Origin of the sequence: Rhizobium sp. RHZ02 (assembly GCF_014851575.1) — a bacterium.
In the GTDB taxonomy this organism is placed as follows: Bacteria; Pseudomonadota; Alphaproteobacteria; order Rhizobiales; family Rhizobiaceae; genus Rhizobium; species Rhizobium altiplani.
The window spans coordinates 24092-44290 of record NZ_JACUZX010000022.1; the positions used below are offsets into that span (position 1 = coordinate 24092).

The window sequence follows — 20199 nt, forward strand, 5'->3', positions numbered from 1 at the left end:
TTAGCCTCCGGGGCTCACGTCTCAGGGGATACCTATGCTACGCCTGTTCTCGGCTTCCATCGTACGTCAGATCGTCGCCATCACACTCGTTCTACTCGTCTTCAGCACCGCAGCGATCGTCTGCGCCACCTATTACAATCTGAGCGCTTACGTGATGACGAGCGCCGTGTCTGACGCCAAGGATGCAAGCAGGACGATGGCGGTCCTCTACGGCGCGAGCGATGCCGGAGTGAAGGTCGACGTGAGCAACAACGAGCTTGCCGGGGTAACCGAGGAAAAGCTGCCATCGCTCGGCGATCACGTTCTGGTCGATCGCACCGCACAGTCGATTGCTGGCGTTGCCACCGTCTTTGAACGCCAAGGCAGCGACTACGTCCGTGTTTCCACGAACGTCAAGAAAGAGAACGGCGACCGCGCTGTCGGCACGAAGCTCGCGGCGGATCATCCCGCGCAGGCGGTACTGGCCAAGGGGCAGGCCTACTACGGCCCGGCTGACCTTTTCGGTCGGAAGTTCATGACAGGCTATTTTCCGGTGAAGAACACGGCCGGTTCAAACGTCGGCATCCTGTTCATCGGCATCCCGATGGAGGTCTATTACAGCAGCCTGCAGCAACTGCTGATGCTGGTGGCCGGTGTCGGTGTAGCGGTATTGCTGCTCGTCGGCGTGGCAGCCTACTTCGCCATCCGGGCCTCCATCAGGCCGCTCGAGGCGCTGACGGCGACCATTCATACGATTTCCGACGGCAATCTCGACAGGCCGATCCCTTGCGTTGAGAAGCAGAACGAATTCGGCGCGATCGGACGCGCGCTCGCGCTGTTCCGCGACAACGCCCGCGCCCGCCAGGACTTGGAGATGCAGGCGGCCGAACAGCGGCAGCTTAGCGATAGTGAACGTGCCCGCAACGACGCCGAGAAGCGCGCGCTTGACGGCCAGATCGACTTCGCCGTCAACCAGCTCGCCGCCGGTTTGGGGCGCCTGGCGCAGGGCGATGTTTCGCAGACGATCCAGACGCCGTTTGTCGGTCGCCTTGAGCAGCTTCGCGTCGATTTCAATGCGTCGCTCGTGCGGCTGCAGGAAACCTTGGCGCGCATTCGCGACAACACCGCTTCGATCCAGAACAACTCCGGCGCGATGCTGGCGTCTGCCGATGAGCTTTCGAAGCGTACGGAAGCACAGGCTGCCAACCTGGAGGAGACGGCGGCCGCAGTTGAGCAAATCACCGTGACCGTCAAATCGTCGGCCGTACGTGCCCGCGAAGCGAATGATGCCGTGTCCGCGACCAAGAAAAACGCCGATAGTTCAGGCGCTGTCGTCACCGACGCGGTCGCGGCGATGAACCGTATCGAAGAGGCGTCGAAGCAGATCGAGCAGATCATCGAAGTCATCGATGACATTGCGTTCCAGACGAACCTTCTGGCGTTGAATGCCGGTATCGAAGCCGCCCGGGCTGGCGAGGCGGGCAAGGGCTTTGCCGTGGTTGCGCAGGAGGTGCGCGAACTTGCACAGCGGTCCGCCGATGCGGCGCGCGAAATCAAGGGGCTGATCGAGAAGTCGACGCGCGAGGTTACCGCAGGCTCCGGCCTTGTGCAGAAGACCGGTGCCGTGCTCGCCGCGATCAGCCAGGAGATCATTGCGATCAGCAGCCATGTCGAAATGATTGCGACGGCAAGCCAGGATCAGTCCGCTGCCCTGCAGGAGGTCAACGGCGCGGTCAATGCGATGGACCAGATGACGCAGCAGAACGCCGCCATGGTCGAGGAAACGACCGAGGCGAGCCGCCAGCTCGCCAACGAGGCCGATGCGTTGATGACGCTGGTACAGCAGTTCCGGTTCGAAGCCGCCCAGAATTACGACCGCGTGAGGCATGCGGCGTGACCGACGTTCCCGGATCGGCAAGCTTCCGTTCTTCCGGAGCGGCGCTTCCCGCTCCATAGCCACGGAGACGTGAGGAAAGCCGCGAAGCGGACCGCGCGGGAGCTGCCGAGGCTCTCGTAGAATTCGCTTTCGGCCTTTGCCGAGTACTTGTCACGACTGCCATTCAGCAGGTCTGCAATCTGGGCGACGGCGATGAGAGTGATCATGGCGATGTCCTTCTATATGGGCATCGCCTTAGTTATTCCTCGAAATTTGGTTTATAAACGGGAATTTCCTCACTATGTTTTTCATCGATGAAAAACACACAATGGGATTCCTTTCAGCTATTCGTGCAGGTCGCTCGCTTCGGCGGGCTGACGGGCGCCAGTGCGTCGAGCGGGCTCAGTCCCGCCACGATTGGTCGTCGCATGCTCGATCTCGAGCATGAGATCGGCAAGGCGCTCTTCATCCGCAGCCAGAAGGGTTACAGCCTCACCGCGGATGGCCAGGTCCTTCTGGATCATCTGCAGGACATGGAGGCCGCGGCGCGCAAGATTGACGCCTGGCGGCAGGCCGGGAGCCTTGGTGCGACGGTCAAGGTTGCCGCCGGCACTTGGGTCGCGTGGCTTCTGACGGAGAATTTCGCCGCGATCCGCAAACCCGGCGATGCCTTCGCTATCTCTTTGACGGTCGGCGAAGCGCGCGCCAACCTCAATTACAGGGAAAGCGATATCGGCATCCGCGCCTTCGAGCCCGAAGAAAGCAACCTTGCCGCCCGCCTGCTGGGCGAGGTGGCCTACGCTGTCTATACGAGACGCAATGTTGACGCGACCGAGGACAGGTGGGTGGCCGTCTCCGAAGAGGATGCGATCTCGAACTATCTCCGCTGGCCGCACCGCAATGCAGGCGGCTTGATCGTTGCAACGGTCAACCGGCCACGCTCGCTGCTGGAGCTGGTGAGAGGAGGGGCGGGCAAGGCGGTCTTGCCATGCTTCGTCGGTGACCTCGATCCCGAACTGCAGCGTCTTGGCGGCGAACTGCCGGAATTGCGCCACCGGCAGTGGATCGTCATGAACAACGAGGATCGGCACCGGCCGGAAATCCGGACCGTTGCCGATCGCATGACGAAATTGCTGAAGAGCTATGTCGATCTGTTTGCGGGCAGGCGCGCCAGCCGAAGTTGAGGGCGCCCGCCGCGATCTCAGTTGCGCCCCGCGACTATGATGGGGATCAAAAGATCTCCCCAGTTACCGTCGCCGCCGTGGTGTCTCGCCGAGCGAACGATCTCGACGGAGACACCGGCATCGACCGCCTTCATGACCGACTGGTTCAGTCGGTGCAGATCGTTGGCGAGCGTGCGGATCGTCGTCTGCTGGTCTGTGGTCATGCAGGTGGACTGTTCTTCAGCGCGTTCCTTGACGCGTGCAAGAGTAGGCATGGCATTCTCCTCCTTGGTGCGATCATTCTGCTGCTGGTTTGAACTGTGCATGTTCGGTGGATTCCCTCATCGCCGTAGTCGACGAACGTCCGCCGGTGATGGCCATCGAAACGGCATCGAAGTAACCGGTGCCGACTTCGCGCTGATGCTTGGTCGCGGTGTAGCCGTTGATCTCCGCCGCGAACTCCGCCTCCTGCAATTCGGAATAGGCAGCCATCTGCCGGTCCTTGTAGCCGCGGGCGAGTTCGTACATGCCGAAGTTCAGCTGGTGGAAGCCGGCAAGCGTGATGAACTGGAACTTGTAGCCCATTGCGCCGAGTTCGCGCTGGAACTTGGCGATCGTCGCGTCATCCAGGTTTTTCTTCCAGTTGAACGACGGCGAGCAGTTGTAGGCGAGCAGCTTGCCGGGATGCACCTTGTGGACCCCCTCGGCAAAACGGCGTGCCTGCTCGAGATCCGGCTTCGACGTCTCGCACCAGATGAGATCGCAGTGCGGTGCATAGGCGACGGCACGGGCGATGCACGGCTCGAGCCCGTTGCGAACCTGATAGAAGCCTTCGACCGTGCGGCCGGCATCGTAGTCGACAAAGGGCTGGTCGCGTTCGTCGATATCTGAGGTCAGTAGCTTGGCGGCTTCCGCATCCGTGCGGGCAATGACGAGCGTCGGAACACCCATGACGTCGGCGGCGAGGCGAGCCGCATCGAGGTTGCGGATGTGTGCTGCGGTCGGGATCAGGACCTTGCCGCCGAGATGGCCGCACTTCTTCTCCGACGCCAGCTGGTCCTCGAAATGGACGCCGGCTGCACCGGCCTCGATATAGGCCTTCATGATCTCGAAGGCGTTCAGCGGGCCACCGAAGCCTGCTTCCGCGTCAGCAACAATCGGCGCAAACCAGGTCTCGACGGAGAGGCCGTTCTGCTCTGATGTTTCGATCTGATCGGCGCGCTGCAGGGTCCGGTTGATCCGCTTGGCCAGTTCCGGACCGGCGTTTGCCGGATAGAGGGATTGATCCGGATACATGGCCGAGGCGGTGTTGCTATCCGCGGCGACCTGCCAGCCGGACAGGTAGATTGCCTTCAATCCGGCGCGAACCATCTGCATCGCCTGATTGCCCGACAGGGCTCCGAGAGCATTGACGAAATCATCCTGATGCAGAAGCTGCCACAACCGCTTGGCGCCCATTTCCGCGAGGGAATAGCGCAGTTCGACGGAGCCGCGCAGCCGCTTGACGTCATCGATCGAGTAGGGACGCTCAACCCCATTGAATCGCCCAGCTGGAAGGTCCCGGTGCAGCTTGTCAAATTCTGTCATCTTATGCTCCTTGCAGATTGTGTGGTCAGTTTGGATGATTAACAGAATTTACAGATCCTGGAAAAAGACCAGAGTTTTCTATGGAGTAGCCATCAGAATCGAGTTAGGATGCAAAGCCTTGACAGGCTGGCTCTGTCAATTTGTAAAGTATTGTAAAGTTATCTGCGCGGACTTTTGTAAAGGATTGTCACATGGCGGAGCGCAAGATTTTTGCGGGGCCAAAGGTCCGGCGCATTCGCAACGGCCTCGGTTTGACTCAGTCAGCGATGGCCGAGGAGCTTGGCATCTCTCCATCCTATCTCAACCTTATCGAGCGCAACCAGCGGCCACTGACGGTGCAACTGCTCCTGAAGCTGTCGTCGGTCTACAAAGTCGATCTGGAGGAGCTGAGGGACGAGAGCGGCGGCAGCCTCAACCAGCTGCGCGAGATTTTTGCGGATCCGCTCCTGGCCGGCGAGCTTCCCGGCGACCAGGAACTCGTGGAGGTCGCGGAGGCCGCGCCCAACGCGGCAAGCGGCATCATCAAGCTGTACCGGGCCTATAGCGAACAGGCGAGCCGCCTGTCGGACCTGACGTCGTTGACGGCCGGCGCGGGGCAGGTACCGCTCGCCGGTGCGCGGCTGCCGGCCGACGAGGTCCGCGATATCATGGAGCGGCGCTCCGCCTATTTCTCTCAACTGGAGGCTGCGGCGGAGACCTTCCTGGCCCGCTTTGCCGAGACGCGCGATCTGCCGGCCGCGTTCAGGGAGTGGCTGCGGGCGGAACGCGGGATCAGCGTGCGTGTCCTTCCCGTTCACGTCATGCCTGATCTGCGGCGCCGCTTCGACCGGCACTCGATGCGGCTCTTCGTTTCCGAGCGCCTGTCGCCGGCCGATCAGGCGCATGAGATCGCCATCGAGGTGGCAACGCTCGCCTTGCGTGATGCGATCCTGGCGGAACTCGATGGTCTGGCGCTGTCGACGCCGGAGGCGAAGCGGATAGCGCGCTTCGAACTCTGTCGTTACGGCGCCTTGGCGCTTGCCATGCCCTATGGGCCATTTCTCTCCGCGGCCCAAGGCAGCCGATACGATGTAGATATCCTCCGTTCCCGCTTCGGAGTTTCCTATGCGCAGGCCGCAGCCCGGCTGGTCATGCTGCAGCGACCGGGCGCTTCCGCGATTCCCTTCTTTATGATTGAGATCGACGCCGCCGGTCACCGACTGCGGCGGGCTGGGGCGCAGGGTTTCCCGCATTCGCGTTTCGGCGGCGGCTGTCCCAAGCTGAACATTCATGCCGCCTTCCTGCAGCCGGGCCAGATCCTTGCCGAAACGGTCGAAATGCCGGATGGCGCCCGCTATCTCACGGTCTCCCGGACGCTTGAAGGGCCGAACGCCGCGTTCGGCGAGCGCATCAGGCGCACCGCATTGCAGATCGGCTGCGACGCTGCCGCCGGCGAAGCGTCGGTCTACGGCCAGGTCGCAACGTCTCAGCAGCCAGTTGCGATAGGACCTGCTTGCCGCCTTTGCGAACGGCGCGGATGCCTCTCACGCGCCGAGCCGCCGGTCACACGACCATTGGGCCTCGACGAGATGGTTGCGGGCCTCAGCAGCTTTGATTTTCAATGATTGTGAAATGATTGAGAGTGCAGGTTTTTGCGCTTGTGGGCTCACAAAAACATTTCTAGTCTGCTTGCAAAACCAGAGGGTCGGCGTCTACAGGCGCCACAAAGCAAGAAGAAGACAGGAGATATCATGAGGTCAACATTCGCAAGACTTGCAGCGAGCGCCGTTGTGCTTGCATTCGCCGCTGCGCCGTCCTTTGCGCAGGAGCGGGTGGTCAACGTCTACAACTGGTCGGACTATATCGACAGCTCCATCCTTGAAGACTTCACCAAGGAAACCGGCATCAAGGTCGTCTACGATACCTTCGATTCCAACGAGACGGTTGAAACCAAGCTGCTCGCCGGCGGTACCGGCTATGACGTTGTCGTCCCGAGCGGCGACTTCCTGCAGCGCCAGATCCAGGCCGGCGTCTTCCAGAAGCTCGACAAATCCAAGCTGCCGAACCTTTCGAATATGTGGGATATGATCCAGCAGCGCACCGCCATGTACGACCCCGGTAACGAATACGCGGTGGACTACATGTGGGGCACCAACGGGATCGGATACAACAAGAAAAAGCTCGCCGAAATCCTCGGGCCGGACGCAAAGGCGCCGGGCCTCGAAGTCATCTTCGATCCGAAGGTTGCGGAAAAATTCAAGGACTGCGGCATCTATGTCCTCGATGCGCCGAAGGACGTCCTGCCGTCTGCCTTGACCTACATCGGACTTGACCCCAATTCGAGCAAGCCGGCCGATCTGCAGAAGGCCGGCGAAATGCTGGAAAAGGTACGGCCCTTCGTTCGCAAGTTCCACTCCTCGGAATACATCAACGCCTTGGCGAACGGCGACATCTGCATCGCTTTCGGTTATTCCGGCGACATCTTCCAGGCTGCCAACCGTGCGACCGAAGCCAAGAACGACGTGGAGGTCGGTTACTCCATTCCGTCACAGGGCGCGCAGATGTGGTTCGACATGATGGCGATCCCGGCGGATGCCAAGCATGTTGCCGAGGCGCACGAATTCCTCAACTACATGATGAAGCCTGAAGTCATCGCCAAGGCCAGCAACTACGTATTCTACGCCAACGGCAACAAGGCGTCGCAGCAGTTCATCGACAAGGAAATCCTCGAAGACCCGTCGGTCTATCCGAGCGAGGACGTGATGAAGAAGCTCTATAGCGTCACCCCATGGGATCCGAAAACGCAGCGCACGGCGACCCGGATCTGGACGAAAGTCGTCACCGGCCAGTAAAGAGTATCAGGCCCGGACGGCAACGCCCGGGCCTTTCCTTATCATGCCGATTGCGGGGACGTCGGTTCTCAAAATGACTTTTCGGGGCACATAATGAAGTCACTTGGCAATATTCGCCGTTCCTTTGCGCCGTGGGCAGACCCGGCATCGAAGCCGTTCATATCGTTCAATAACGTCACGAAGCGGTTCGGTGACTTCACCGCCGTCGATGACCTGTCCCTGAATATTTATCATCGTGAGTTCTTTGCCCTGCTTGGGGCTTCCGGATGTGGGAAATCCACGCTGCTGCGCATGCTTGCAGGCTTCGAGCAGCCGACCTCGGGCGAAATCGTCCTCGACGGTACCGACATGGCTGGAACGCCACCGTACAAGCGACCGGTCAACATGATGTTTCAGTCCTATGCGCTGTTTCCGCATATGACGGTGGAGAAGAATATCGCCTTCGGCCTGCGCCAGGATGGCATGCCCAAAGATGAGATCACCGAGCGCGTTCTGCAGATGCTGAAGATGGTGAAGCTCGAGAAGTTTGCCACGCGCAAGCCGAACCAGCTGTCCGGTGGCCAGCGCCAGCGCGTGGCCCTGGCGCGTTCCCTTGCCAAGCGACCGAAGGTGCTGTTGCTCGACGAACCGCTTGGCGCGCTCGACAAAAAGCTGCGCGAGGAAACACAGTTCGAGCTCATGGACCTGCAGCAAAACCTCGGCCTGACCTTTGTCGTGGTCACCCACGACCAGGAGGAGGCGATGACCATGGCGGACCGCATTGCGGTCATGAGCCACGGAAAGGTCATCCAGGTCGCGACACCGGCGGAGATCTACGAGGCGCCGAATTCCCGCTTCGTCGCCGACTTCATCGGCGACGTAAATATCTTTGATGGCAAGGTCGCGAGCACGAACGACAGCACCGTCGAGATCGCCGTCGACGAAAATTTCTCGATCAGTGTCGTCACTCCCGAAAAGCCGGCAATGGGCGCGCCAGTCGGCTTTGCCATCCGTCCGGAAAAGCTGAAGGTCTCGCGCAAGCCGCCAGCCAATCCAAGGGTAAACGCGGCGTCCGGGGAGCTGTGGGACATCGCCTATCTCGGCGACATGACGGTCTTCCACGTGAAGCTGAAGAGCGGCAAGGTGGTCAAGGCCTCGCTCCTCAATGCGCAGCGCGCTGTCGACGACCCGTTCACCTACGACCAGGAAGTCTGGATTACCTTCGCCGAGGATGCCGGCGTCCTCCTCAAGGATTGAACCATGGGCAAGCTCGGTTCCGCATTCTACAATCGCCTGGTCATCATCATTCCCTACGTCTGGCTGCTGCTGTTCTTCATGGCGCCGTTCTTCATCGTCTTCCGCATATCGCTCTCGACGACGGCAATCGCCATGCCTCCCTACGAGCCGGTCTTTGCTCTGGCTGACGGCTGGGCCGAGTTCTGGGCGAAGATGCGCACCTTTTCCTTCGAGAATTACAGCTATCTGTTCGACGACCCGCTCTATTTGAACGCCTACATATCGAGCGTCGTGATCGCTGGCGTATCGACGTTCCTTACGCTGCTGATTGCTTATCCGATCGCCTACGGCATGGCCCAGGCCCCACGCAGCATCCGTCCGACGCTACTGATGCTCGTCATCCTGCCGTTCTGGACGAGCTTCCTAATCCGCGTCTACGCCTGGATCGCAATCCTGAAGCCGGAGGGATTGTTCAACCAGCTGCTACTGTCGGTGCACGCCATCGATACGCCGTTGATCATTCTGAACACGAATGTCGCGGTCTACATCGGCATTGTCTATTCCTATCTGCCGTTCATGGTCCTGCCCCTCTATTCCTCGCTGGAAAAGATGGACGGCACCTTGATCGAGGCAGCGCAGGATCTCGGCTGCACGCCGATTACCGCATTCTGGCGGGTAACCTTCCCGCTGTCGCTGCCAGGTGTGGTTGCCGGATGCATGCTGGTGTTCATCCCCGCGGTTGGCGAGTTCGTTATCCCCGACCTGCTTGGCGGATCGGAGACGCTGATGATCGGCAAGACGCTGTGGAACGAGTTTAACTCCAACCGCGATTGGCCGGTGTCCTCGGCGGTGGCGACGATCCTGCTCTTGATCCTGGTGATCCCGATCGTGTTCTTCCAGAACGCGCAGGCCAAGGCCGACGAGCAGGGGAGATAGACATGCTGAGATGGACCCGTTTCAACATCGCCTCCGTCGCGCTCGGCTTTGCGTTTCTCTATCTGCCGATCGTCCTGCTGGTGGTGTTTTCCTTCAACGAGTCGAAGCTGGTGACTGTCTGGGGCGGCTTCTCGACCAAATGGTACGTCTCGCTCCTGCACAATCAGGCTCTGCTCGATGCCGCCTGGGTGACGATCCGCGTCGGCCTCCTTTCGGCCACGGCGGCAACGGTCCTTGGAACGCTCGCCGCGATCGCCTTGGTGCGCTACACGCGCTTTCGCGGCCGCATGCTGTTTTCCGGCATGGTCTATGCACCGCTTGTCATGCCCGAGGTGATTACCGGCCTGTCGCTTCTACTGCTGTTCGTGGCGATCGGTTTCGACCGCGGCTTCTGGACGATCACGCTGGCGCACACCACCCTCACCATGTGCTTTGTCGCCGTCGTTGTGCAGTCGCGACTGTTGACATTCGACAGGTCGATTGAGGAAGCGGCGCAGGATCTTGGCGCACCACCGGTGCGGACCTTCTTCGAAGTGACGCTGCCGATCATCGCGCCTGCCGTGCTTTCCGGCTGGATCCTCGCCTTCACGCTGTCGCTGGATGACCTCGTCATCGCGAGCTTCACCTCCGGCCCTGGGGCGACGACGCTGCCGATGAAGATCTACAGCCAGGTCCGTCTCGGGGTAACGCCTGAAATCAACGCGGTCTGCACTATTCTCATTGCAGTCGTGGCGATTGGCGTCATCTGCGCCTCCACCATCACGAAACGCCGTGAACTGCAGCGCGAGCGTGACGAACGTGCGGCTGCAAACGCGCCGTGACTATTTGGTCGATCCCTGCTGCGTGACGGGAGCCGGGGAGATCACCGGCTCCGGCCACGCGCCGCCAACGAAGAACGGCAGAGGCGGGAAACTCGTCGATGCTGTCGGGTCAGTTGCTTCGATCGTCCCCGACAGTGCCAATCCATTCGAGTGGTATGGGATGACGCCGGAAAGGATCAGCGTCTGCTGGGGACCTTCGATACGGCCGCCATGGATGGTCGCCACGCCATCGGCGAGATCGGCGGCGATGTCGAAATTGTCAAAGGCAAAGGCACGGTGGGATACCGCGTTCAGCGTGAAGAAGTCCGCGCGCGTGGCTTCTTCGCGTACGGCCTCCGCATCGAAGCCCGGAAGCGAGCCCGAGCGCGCGCGGAAAGCGATCCTGCCCGTCACGTCGCCGGCTTCGACCTTCCAGAGCGGCTTTGTCGTTTTGATCGACATGTCGAGAGAGCCGGTGGCAAGGGGCAGTGGCCCCTTCAGCTGAAGCCGCTCGATCAGCCCGGCGAAGTCGGCGCCGCGGATCGACAGTTGCAGTTTGCCGCCGCCGTCGAAATCACCGCGCATCGCCTCGAGATGAGCGGACAGGGAGCCGCCTTCAAACTCGCTGTCACCGATGTCGAACTTTGCCTCGTTGCTGGAAACGATGATGCCCGCTCCGACATCGGAGAGGATGAAAGGTTCGATGAGGGCCTGTTTCGCGGAAAGCCGGAGATCAAGATCGAGTTTCTGCAGCGCACCGCCATCAGGCCGTCCGCCAGCCTCGCCGGCGGCCAGACGAAGCACGAATGCATCGAAGAGCGACCTGAAATTCATCTGGTCGAAGGCCAGCGTGCCGCCGAGTTTGGCGCGTTTGCCTGGCGGAAAGGCCACGTCCATCACGCCCTTCGCATTCGACCCATTCATGCTCATATTGACATTGTCGAAGCGGAATCCGTTCGCAACCGAAGCGACATCGGTCTCGATTGAGAAGGTCTTGAGGGTCGCGATACCCGGTAGCGAGCGGTCGGCCCATGTCAACAGTGCCGGCAGATCGGGGATGTTCAGCGCCATGTTGCCGGAGAGGTCAAAGAGATGCGAGATGTTCGCGAGTCCCTGGAACCGTGCCGTGAGCAGGCTCGAAGTCAGCGATCCGCTCATTTCGGCCTTGTTGCCGCCGAAAATGAGAAGCGGGCTGGGGGACGAGAAATCGAGCTTGAGATCCTGCCCACTCATCCGTGCGATCAGCACGGCGGTAATCGGACTCGACAGTTTGCGCCAGCTGACGTCTGCGGTTACACCCTCGAAGCGATAAGTCCTACCGCTTGCGACATCGGCGACGTTGACGGTGCCATCCTCAACTGTGATGGCACCGACGGCGGCATCCAGTTTCCGATCTAGAACCTCTCTTCCACCTTCCTCACGCGCGCCTGAGATCGCTCGCGCCAGAAGCCCCTCATTGGTCCAGTCGATCACGCCGCTGCTTTCACGGGTGAGTTGCAGGTTTGGGCGGAAGAGGTGGAACTCGTGGAAGCTCGCGCGCCCTCGGATCGCATCGATCAGACTGAACTCGGCGGAGAGGCTTTCGATCGTTCCGAGCAGCCTATTGCTGTCGCCTTTCTGGTGAACCGAGATCTTGCTGAGGGTGATGCGAGGCGTCGGCCAGAATTCGATGACCGGCTTGCCCGCGACCTCGGCACGATAGCCGGCCCATTTGGACAGGGCATCCTCGATGCCGGAGCGAACGAGGCCGGTTGAAATCAGGTAGGGGGCGGCGACACGAAGCGCCACGAAGATCGACAGGACGACAAGCAGGGTGACTGTGGCAAGCCGGGCGAAGCCAGGCAGCCAGCGTGACACGGGTCTGATTTTCTTCCGCCATCGCGGTTGTCTTGACGTACCCATGAATTCCGCCGGTATTTTCGGCCGTCGCCGCCGTTAATGCTCTGAAATGCCCGATATATCAAATGCAAGCTGCATGCAAACGCGAGCCTCTGACTTTGCTCGTCACTCCCTTTATAAGCTGATATTGCATGGTATACAGGCGAACAAATAGGAGAAGTCTCGAATGCGCGACGATAAGCCACTCTGGATGCCTTCGCGTACATCGGTCGAAGCGAGCCCGATGTACGCCTTCATGCAGCAGTGCAACCGTGACTTCGATCTCTCCCTGACAAGCTACCATGATTTGCACGCTTTTTCTGTCGCCGACAGGGAACGGTTCTGGACATCGGTCTGGGAGTTCTGCGGCGTCAAGGGCGAGCGCGGAGCACGCGCGCTCCTCGATGGCGATGTCATGCTCGATGCGCGCTTCTTCCCGGATGCGATGTTGAATTTTGCCGAGAACCTGCTTTCCGGAGAAGGCGCTGACGATGCACTGATCTTTCGGGGGGAGGACAAGGTTGCCGATCGTTGGAGCTGGGACCGGCTGCGTGGCCTGGTTTCCAGGTTGCAGCAGGCATTCAAGGCAATGGGGATCGGTCCCGGAGATCGGATTGCGGCGATGATGCCGAACATGCCCGAGACGGTGGCCTGCATGCTGGCGGCCGCGTCGATCGGCGCGATCTGGTCGTCCTGTTCGCCCGACTTCGGGGAGCAGGGTGTTCTTGATCGGTTTGGCCAGATCGGGCCGAAGCTTTTCATCGCCTGCGACGCCTATTGGTATGGCGGCAAGCTGCAGGACGTGAAGGCCAGGGTGGCGACCGTGACGAAGCAACTCGGCGCGACATGCCTCGTCGTCCACTATGCAGGGGATGCCGCCGCGGTCGCCGACGAAACACCCGGCGCCAAGACGCTGGACGACTTCATCGCGCCCTTCGAGCCGCGTTCTGTCGAGTTTACGCGCCTGCCCTTCGCGCACCCGCTCTATATCCTCTTCTCATCGGGAACGACCGGCGTTCCGAAGTGCATCGTCCACTCGGTCGGCGGCACATTGTTGCAGCACCTCAAGGAACACCGGCTGCATTGCGGAATTCAACCCGGCGAGAAGCTTTTCTATTTCACCACATGCGGCTGGATGATGTGGAACTGGCTGGTGAGCGGCTTGGCGGCAGGTGCCACGCTTTGCCTTTTCGACGGCTCGCCTTTCGCGCCTGACGGCAATGTGCTCTTCGACTTTGCGGCAGCCGAGAAGTTTGCTGTTTTCGGGACCTCGGCGAAATATATCGACGCGGTGCGCAAGAGCGGGCTGACGCCGCGCACCACTCACGACCTCTCCAGTCTTCGGCTGATGACATCGACCGGATCGCCGCTCTCGCCGGAGGGCTTCTCCTTTGTCTACGAAGGCATCAAGGAAGACGTGCAACTCGCATCTATTTCCGGTGGCACGGATATTGTTTCCTGCTTCGTCCTCGGCAACCCCTTGCAGCCAGTCTGGCGTGGCGAAATCCAGGGGCCGGGCCTCGGCCTGGCGATGGATGTGTGGGACGACGAGGGCCGGCCGGTTCGCCAGGAAAAGGGTGAACTCGTCTGTACAAAGGCCTTTCCGTCGATGCCCGTGATGTTCTGGAACGATCCTGATGGGGCGAAGTACAGGGCAGCCTACTTCGAGCGTTTCGACGATGTATGGTGCCACGGCGACTTCGCGGAGTGGACCGCGCACGAGGGCATCATCATTCACGGGCGCTCTGACGCCACCCTCAATCCCGGCGGCGTCCGCATCGGAACCGCGGAGATCTACAATCAGGTCGAACAGATGGGCGAAGTCGCGGAGGCTCTCTGCATCGGCCAGGAATGGGATGACGATGTCCGCGTGGTTCTGTTCGTGCGCCTCGCGCCCGGCGTATTCCTGACCGATGACCTGACGAAGGCGATCAAGAGCCGCATTCGCACAGGCGCCTCGCCACGGCATGTGCCGGCAAAGATCATTGCCGTCAGCGATATTCCTCGCACCAAATCGGGGAAAATCGTTGAACTTGCGGTGCGCGAGGTCGTCCACGGTCGGCCGGTCAAGAACAAGGAGGCGCTTGCCAATCCGGAGGCGTTGGATCTCTTCGCGGGGCTTGCCGAACTGCGCGCGTGAGCAACGGGTGCAACCGGCCACTACAAGCTTTCACCGTTAACAGATTGAAGGCTGCGGCAACTTTTCGCTAAGAAACGTTGGTCATGAATGAATTTAACTTGGGGCTGCAGATGAACGAGGCAGCCGGAGCCTTGGGCTCCTGAAACATGATGTTGCTTAACTAAGCCCTTGTTGAACAGCACACCCCAACTCTCAGGCAGCCCCTCCGGCTGCCTTTTTTCGTTCAGCCTGCAAGGACCCGCTGTGACGGGAAGGCGATCTCTACCAGCGTGCCTTCGTTGGGTGCGGAACTGATCGCGAAAATGGCCCGGTTGGCATCGACCATCGCCTTGGTCAGCGGCAGGCCGAGTCCCGTACCTTCGCCACGCGGCCGAGACTGTGCGGACACCTGACGGAACGGCTTCATGGCTTGGTCCAGTTCGCTCCGTGTCATGCCGACGCCGGTATCGCGCACCCGCAAGACGACGCTGCCGTTTGCCTCATAGGAGGTGGAGACGACAATCTGTCCGCCCGCCGGCGTGAACCGTATCGAGTTCGACAGGATGTTGAGTGCAATCTGCTTGACCGAACGGAGGTCGGCGACGACGTCAGGCACGGCCTGGGATAGGGCTGTGCGGATGATGACTCGCTGGCTGTTGGCCTGCGGCTGGAGGAGCGAGACCGCCTCCGAAACCGCCTCGTTCAGGTCGATGGCGCCGAAATCGAGGTCCATTTCGCCGGCCTCGATCTTCGAGATATCCAGCAGGTCGTTGACGATATCGAGGACATGGCGTCCGGAACGACCGATGTCGTTGGCATACTCGACATAGCGCGGATGCCCGATCGGGCCGAAGCGCTCGCTCGCCATCATGTCGGAAAAGCCGATGATCGCATTGAGGGGCGTACGGATCTCATGGCTGACGCGCGCGAGGAAGTCGGTCTTGTGTTCGCTCGCCGTCTCCGCTGCGCTCTTGGCGCTGCGCAGTTCATCCTCGGTACGCTTCCACTGGGTGATATCGCGGATGACCGCGCAATAGCCGCTCGAGGAGGTGAGGCGTCCCATCGTCATGAACAGCGGCACGAAGCCGCCGCCGGCTTCGCGTCCGATGACTTCGCGGCCATCGTTAAGCACGCTTGCGACGCCGTGGCCCGAGAGGCCGCCGAGGTAATCGAGCACAGCTCTTTGGCTCTCATGCGCAAACAGCATGACGAAGGGCTTTCCGCGGGTCTCGTCCTCATCGTAGTTGAACAGCGCGCTTGCCGAGCGGTTCATCGAGCGGATGTCGCCTTCAGCGCCGATCACCACGACGCCGTCGGTCGCCGTTTCCAGGATCGAGCGCAGTTCTTCGACTTCCACCTGCAGCTTGGCGACCTTCTCCAGCATCCTTTCGAACGAACGAGGCTCTGCGGGCGGCGCAGGGCGCGCGCGAACTGCCGCGTCGCTTGCCGCCGGCATCAACGCCAGCATCAAGGCGCTGCTTTCCTCCCAGCGAATGGACTGCAGCCGCGCCGTGACCGGAACGAGACTATCATCGACCGTTACCAGCATCATCGAACCGGAGCGGCCGGGACTTCCTTCGAGCTCCGAGCGCTGCAGCAGCGCATCGATGCCACCGACCTCGCCCAGGGCTTCCAGCGACTTGTAGCCGGTCAGTCGCATGAATTCCGGGTTGGCGTGGATCAACTGGTCGCCCGCATGCACGAGGACGGCGACAGGCAGCTGGTCGATGGCAGCCGCGGACAGGCCGGCGCCCATCTTTGCGCGCGGCGGAATGAAGCTCGCCAGCATATCCATCTGGCTGACGGTTTCTTCCAACCCCTCGGTCACACCGTCGTCGGGTGCGGAGGCCGAAGTGACCGTCTCGGGTTGGTTGACAGAAGGCTGTGCCTCGTCACCCTCTTTCTGTTCAGGCGAGGCGTCTACCGAATCGTCCTCGAATGCGGAGGATTGATCAGCATGCATACTGGCCTTCGGCGTTTCCGCTGCCGCGATGTCGCGCTTCCCGGTTTCGCTTACCCGAGGCTCGTCGTCGCTGCGCGGCTCGCGAACGCCGAAGGCTTCGAGACGCTTGGCGATCTCGCGGAAATTTGCCTGCTCGGCGGAGGTGAGCTGCGGCCCGGCCCCGTGGAGCTGTACGATCTTGTCGGTCAGGCGGCGGCTCGGACTTTCGACGATCCGCAGGGCCGGCGGCTCTGCTGATGGTTGTGGTTTCGTCGGCTCGGGTGTCGCCTCAATGTCAGCTTCGGTGGTTGCGGCCTCTTCTGCAGCCGGCTCGAAAGCCGGGGCGGCCGTCTCCACCACCGTCGGCTCGCTGGTCGCCACTTCATCAGCGAGCGCCGACAACGCTGCGTCGTCAGAGGTTTCCGCCTGCTGCTCGAGCGCTGCCGCGTCGATGCCGTTCGGGCCAAGTGTCAGGCCTAGCGCCAAAGGATCTTCGGCGGCATCGGACAGGCGCACGACACCGAAGCCGCGAAAACCGTCGAATTCCCGGCTTCGGGTGTAGGTGGGCAGGGCCGCGAGGTCGACCGGGACTGCCAGACTCGTCCCTTCGATCGGCCAGTTGATTGTCTTGCCCGACCATGTGTCGCGCCGCGCCAGAGCTTCGCTGATCTTGCCATCGGGATCGAGATTGAAGAGTGCCGAAATATCGCTGAAGGGCGTGCCGACGATGTCAGCCGCATGTGGTCCGACCGCCTCGGCAAATTCGCTCGACACCTCGCTGAACCGTCCCGCCGCGTCGATTTTCCAAACAAATCGGGTCGCGCGGCTATTTGGATTGAACACAAAGGTACCCGCCTTGGCGGCCCGGGCTGGCTCCGACTGCTCTATCTCAGGGGCGACGGCGGCATCCTGATCGGCGGCGGCTCCCACATGTTCGGTTGCTGGTGCTTCCGCAGGACTGTATGCGACGGCAGCGGCCACAGCGGGTTCATCCGTCAGGCGTTCCGGCGTTGTCTCGGTTGCGTTCGGTTCCTCGGCAGCCTCGTCCGTCGGAGCCGGCAGCGGTTCGGCTTCCTGGCCCATCGCTTCAGCGCCGATCGCCTCCTCGGCGATTGCGGCAGCTTCCGTGGTCATGGCTTCGGGTTCGCCCTCGTGATTGTTCTCCTCGGGAAGCTCTTCCATGTCCTCGATGCCAGCAATGGCATCGATCGCGTCGACAAAGCTCGCGACCTGCGGTGCCTCCTTATGGTTAACGGCGGCTGTGGAAAAGTCCTCTGCGGGCGCCTGAGAGTCGATCGGGTCGAGATGCCCGATGACGGTTTCAACGGCGAATAGGAGATTGAGGGCCGGCTCGTCACTGAGTCGTCCGACGGCGGCCGGAAGGAGGCCCTTGCCGGTGGCAACGGGCCGTTTCACCAATCGGTCCGCGTGGCCGCCCGCAAGCGTCGTCATGGCCTTGGCGGTTTGCTCCGTGACGCCCAGCGCGGCAAAACCGGGCGACGCGGCGATGATTTCGCCGTCGGCGCCGATCACAGCCATATGCGTATCCGGATCGTCGAGTCCCTTGAGCATCCGTTCGGCGGATGCCTTGATCGACAGGGCGTTGGTCGCAACCGGCAGGGACAGAAGAACCGCGCGCTCCCCGGAAGAAAGGCGGATCAGTTCGACAGTTGCCTGAACGGCAACACGTTGGAAGCCCCGGGCAATGCGGATCATAAAGTTGCGGCTGTCGCCGACATTCACGAGCTGCCGGGCTGTGGCTTCCAGCTGGCGAAAGGTGATGTCAGCCGCATTTATGCCTTGGTCGAGCAGATCGTAGACCGCCGATTGCCCGAAGAGCTCGGCGCCGGCGCCGTTCGCCCAGAGCGCGCGGCCGAGATCCGCCGACAGCAGCACCATCGCTTCGCCACGCGAAAAGCGTTCCCGTACCCGGGCATGCACGGCGATGTCGATGAACGGGTACTGCACTGCGGGCATGATCGAACCTTCGGCTTCGGTCATCGTGAAAATTAATAGTCTATTAATAACGATAGCCCGGAACGGGGTCCAGAACGGCGTCCGGCTTTCGGCTGGAAAGGTTAACGCATTGTGCGTCGCACAAGTATGTTGCAATGCACAAAAATCTGCGCTATATAATGGACATCTAACCTACGAGGCCATCACGCATGCCGAGGCAAAAGGAGCGCAAACCAATGGCTAACATAAAGATGGACGACGTTTTTTCAATGTCGTCGTTTGATCCTTCCAAGTTCACTGAATCTTTCCGCGACTTCGCGGAAAAGGGCGCACAGCAGTCGCGTGAAGCCTATGCCAAGATGAAGAGCGCCGGCGAAGAAGCGAGCAAGACGCTCGAAGTCACGGTTCAGACTGCCCAGGCCGGCGCTGTTGAAATCGGCCACAAGGCGATCGACGCTCTGCGCACGAACGCGGAAAACTCGCTGACCCACATGGAAGCGCTGCTTGCAGTCAAGTCGGTCGCCGAGCTCGTCGAACTCCAGACGACTTTCCTGCGCAAGCAGGTCGAGCTGACGATCGAGCAGGCGAAGACCATGCAGGAAACCTCCAAGCAGGTTGCCGAAAAGCTTGCGAAGCCTTCCAAGGAAGCAGCTGAAAAGGTCATGGCCTCCTTCAAGGCGGCCTGATTCTTTAACAGGACACACGAAGAGGCTGGACCATTTGTCCGGCCTTTTTGTATATTGGGGCGAGATAGGGCTTGAATTAATTTCCAAGTCCTCGTATGTGACCCCCGTCGCGTCGGACGCGACTTGTGCGGTTGTAGCTCAGTTGGTTAGAGCGCAGGTTTGTGGCACCTGAGGTCGGAGGTTCGAGACCCCCCAACCGTACCATTCTTCCACAATGAAATCAGAGTACAACCGACCCTGTCCGCCCGGGAACCATGTTCCGGGAATGCTACTTGGAACTTGTCTCGAACATCTGGCGCGTTGAAGGTCTAGGCGTTCTGCAATTGGCGTGGCAATACCGCCAAAAGCTCGTCGGGTCAGCTTCCGCCGTCCGCGCCCTCCCAAAAAGAGGTGGCATTGCGAATGTTTTTCGAGATCCCCCGTTCTTCCCGCCACGTGCGTCCCGTGTCCTCAACTATCGGCTTGCGGTCCGGAGAGAATATATAGTTATCGTAGCCTGCGACGGCGCGCTCCAAGGCCGAATTCACACCTGAATAGAATTGCTTCTCCGGATCGAAGAGCGGGTCCATAAGAACGGCGCTCATCCTGGCGAAATTGCCCTCAATAACCGAGGGAGATGTCGTGAATTTCGGATAAGTTCTAGGAAGCGGAAGCTTGATGCCTAAGATGGTCGTGTAGCGCCTGCGTCTATGAAGATATCCCCGCCTCGCTATGTCCCAGTTTTGATTGGCAGTGTGGAATGATGCCTGCTTGACGTTCTCAGACTCGAAACAAGCCTCGATGCGAGAGTCGATGTCATCCAACGCCAGCCAGTCGTCTTCCAGGTGCATGACGAAGCCGCTCGTCGTCGACGACCAGAGCCTTTTCACTGCGGAACCAAAGCCCGCGTCAAAGGGCGTGAAAATAACAGGTGATGGGAAGTAGCGCCTTACGACTTCGACGCAGGCCCCTAAGTCAGCCTCGTCTCCGAATATGGGATCAATATTTACGAAGACGTTTTGCACATCGTGGTGGGCAAATGCTCGATGGGAGAAGCTGTCCAGTGTCGCGCGCAGGAGTTCCGGTCGACGACCGGCAATGATCGTTACGTCGATTTTCACTTTTGCGTCACCTACAGATTGCCACCAATTGGCTGGCTTTCGCCCAAGCAACCCTGTATGCGAACCCGACATGGATTTGGAGTCCGTAGTGAAAAAAATCGTAAGAGAAAGGGCAAACTCAAGAACGCGAC

Annotated in this window: 15 protein-coding genes and 1 tRNA gene; 10 read left to right on the forward strand and 6 right to left on the reverse strand. The window is 60.6% G+C overall.

Going from position 1 to position 20199, the window contains the following annotated elements; all coding sequences use genetic code 11:
* Positions 1-34 precede the first annotated feature (34 nt).
* A complete protein-coding gene (locus IB244_RS23750) occupies positions 35-1876 on the forward strand; it encodes a methyl-accepting chemotaxis protein (RefSeq protein WP_025659505.1) in 1842 nt (613 codons plus the stop codon).
* On the opposite strand, the gene IB244_RS23755 is transcribed toward IB244_RS23750, so the two are convergent.
* Entirely contained in the window at positions 1849-2082 is a 234-nt protein-coding gene (locus IB244_RS23755; RefSeq protein ID WP_192305896.1) for a hypothetical protein, read from the reverse strand. The two genes, IB244_RS23750 and IB244_RS23755, sit on opposite strands and share 28 nt — an antisense overlap.
* Before the next feature lie 87 nt (positions 2083-2169).
* On the opposite strand from IB244_RS23755, the gene IB244_RS23760 reads away from it, so the two are divergent.
* Positions 2170-3039, forward strand: a complete 870-nt coding sequence (locus IB244_RS23760; RefSeq protein WP_192305898.1) for a LysR family transcriptional regulator — start codon at positions 2170-2172, stop codon at positions 3037-3039.
* Positions 3040-3056: 17 nt separating this feature from the next.
* Here the strand turns inward: IB244_RS23760 and IB244_RS23765 are convergent, their stop codons facing one another.
* Entirely contained in the window at positions 3057-3293 is a 237-nt protein-coding gene (locus IB244_RS23765; protein WP_025659502.1) for a hypothetical protein, read from the reverse strand.
* 22 nt (positions 3294-3315) lie between these two features.
* Positions 3316-4605 carry an isocitrate lyase gene (aceA, locus tag IB244_RS23770; protein ID WP_018856837.1) on the reverse strand — a complete coding sequence of 430 codons (1290 nt, stop codon included), beginning with the start codon at positions 4603-4605 and terminating at the stop codon, positions 3316-3318.
* 191 nt (positions 4606-4796) lie between these two features.
* Between aceA and IB244_RS23775 the strand changes: the two genes are divergently transcribed.
* From IB244_RS23775 to IB244_RS23795, 5 genes are all read left to right on the forward strand, one after another.
* Positions 4797-6209: a short-chain fatty acyl-CoA regulator family protein gene (locus IB244_RS23775; RefSeq protein ID WP_112824232.1), complete on the forward strand. Its 1413-nt coding sequence runs from the start codon at positions 4797-4799 to the stop codon at positions 6207-6209.
* A 126-nt stretch (positions 6210-6335) separates the two neighbouring features.
* Positions 6336-7436 carry a polyamine ABC transporter substrate-binding protein gene (locus tag IB244_RS23780; protein WP_062375939.1) on the forward strand — a complete coding sequence of 367 codons (1101 nt, stop codon included), beginning with the start codon at positions 6336-6338 and terminating at the stop codon, positions 7434-7436.
* A 93-nt stretch (positions 7437-7529) separates the two neighbouring features.
* On the forward strand, positions 7530-8672 hold the full coding sequence (locus IB244_RS23785) for an ABC transporter ATP-binding protein (protein ID WP_192305900.1): 1143 nt from the start codon (positions 7530-7532) through the stop codon (positions 8670-8672).
* 3 nt (positions 8673-8675) lie between these two features.
* Positions 8676-9587, forward strand: coding sequence for an ABC transporter permease subunit (locus IB244_RS23790; protein ID WP_018856841.1), 912 nt, complete (start codon positions 8676-8678; stop codon positions 9585-9587).
* 2 nt (positions 9588-9589) lie between these two features.
* Entirely contained in the window at positions 9590-10408 is an 819-nt protein-coding gene (locus IB244_RS23795; protein WP_025659499.1) for an ABC transporter permease, read from the forward strand.
* Here IB244_RS23795 and IB244_RS23800 read toward each other — a convergent pair whose 3' ends face one another.
* A complete protein-coding gene (locus tag IB244_RS23800) occupies positions 10409-12289 on the reverse strand; it encodes an AsmA-like C-terminal region-containing protein (protein ID WP_112668177.1) in 1881 nt (626 codons plus the stop codon).
* Positions 12290-12452: 163 nt separating this feature from the next.
* Between IB244_RS23800 and IB244_RS23805 the strand changes: the two genes are divergently transcribed.
* Complete coding sequence (locus IB244_RS23805) at positions 12453-14405, forward strand: acetoacetate--CoA ligase (protein WP_192305902.1); 1953 nt, start codon at positions 12453-12455, stop codon at positions 14403-14405.
* A 223-nt stretch (positions 14406-14628) separates the two neighbouring features.
* On the opposite strand, the gene IB244_RS23810 is transcribed toward IB244_RS23805, so the two are convergent.
* Positions 14629-18303: a PAS domain S-box protein gene (locus IB244_RS23810; RefSeq protein ID WP_192305904.1), complete on the reverse strand. Its 3675-nt coding sequence runs from the start codon at positions 18301-18303 to the stop codon at positions 14629-14631.
* 215 nt (positions 18304-18518) lie between these two features.
* Between IB244_RS23810 and IB244_RS23815 the strand changes: the two genes are divergently transcribed.
* Positions 18519-18968, forward strand: coding sequence for a phasin (locus tag IB244_RS23815; protein ID WP_018856846.1), 450 nt, complete (start codon positions 18519-18521; stop codon positions 18966-18968).
* A 127-nt stretch (positions 18969-19095) separates the two neighbouring features.
* Positions 19096-19172 (forward strand) — tRNA-His (locus tag IB244_RS23820).
* Between the two features lie 152 nt (positions 19173-19324).
* Here IB244_RS23820 and IB244_RS23825 read toward each other — a convergent pair.
* On the reverse strand, positions 19325-20068 hold the full coding sequence (locus IB244_RS23825) for a hypothetical protein (RefSeq protein ID WP_062375956.1): 744 nt from the start codon (positions 20066-20068) through the stop codon (positions 19325-19327).
* Positions 20069-20199: the final 131 nt, after the last annotated feature.

Bases quoted from the DNA above. Each gene is read 5' to 3' on its own strand.
- IB244_RS23750 (WP_025659505.1), top strand. From the start codon at position 35: ATGCTACGCCTGTTCTCGGCTTCCATCGTACGTCAGATCGTCGCCATC.
- IB244_RS23755 (WP_192305896.1), bottom strand. From the start codon at position 2,082: ATGATCACTCTCATCGCCGTCGCCCAGATTGCAGACCTGCTGAATGGC.
- IB244_RS23760 (WP_192305898.1), top strand. From the start codon at position 2,170: ATGAAAAACACACAATGGGATTCCTTTCAGCTATTCGTGCAGGTCGCT.
- IB244_RS23765 (WP_025659502.1), bottom strand. From the start codon at position 3,293: ATGCCTACTCTTGCACGCGTCAAGGAACGCGCTGAAGAACAGTCCACC.
- aceA (WP_018856837.1), bottom strand. From the start codon at position 4,605: ATGACAGAATTTGACAAGCTGCACCGGGACCTTCCAGCTGGGCGATTC.
- IB244_RS23775 (WP_112824232.1), top strand. From the start codon at position 4,797: ATGGCGGAGCGCAAGATTTTTGCGGGGCCAAAGGTCCGGCGCATTCGC.
- IB244_RS23780 (WP_062375939.1), top strand. From the start codon at position 6,336: ATGAGGTCAACATTCGCAAGACTTGCAGCGAGCGCCGTTGTGCTTGCA.
- IB244_RS23785 (WP_192305900.1), top strand. From the start codon at position 7,530: ATGAAGTCACTTGGCAATATTCGCCGTTCCTTTGCGCCGTGGGCAGAC.
- IB244_RS23790 (WP_018856841.1), top strand. From the start codon at position 8,676: ATGGGCAAGCTCGGTTCCGCATTCTACAATCGCCTGGTCATCATCATT.
- IB244_RS23795 (WP_025659499.1), top strand. From the start codon at position 9,590: ATGCTGAGATGGACCCGTTTCAACATCGCCTCCGTCGCGCTCGGCTTT.
- IB244_RS23800 (WP_112668177.1), bottom strand. From the start codon at position 12,289: ATGGGTACGTCAAGACAACCGCGATGGCGGAAGAAAATCAGACCCGTG.
- IB244_RS23805 (WP_192305902.1), top strand. From the start codon at position 12,453: ATGCGCGACGATAAGCCACTCTGGATGCCTTCGCGTACATCGGTCGAA.
- IB244_RS23810 (WP_192305904.1), bottom strand. From the start codon at position 18,303: ATGCCCGCAGTGCAGTACCCGTTCATCGACATCGCCGTGCATGCCCGG.
- IB244_RS23815 (WP_018856846.1), top strand. From the start codon at position 18,519: ATGGCTAACATAAAGATGGACGACGTTTTTTCAATGTCGTCGTTTGAT.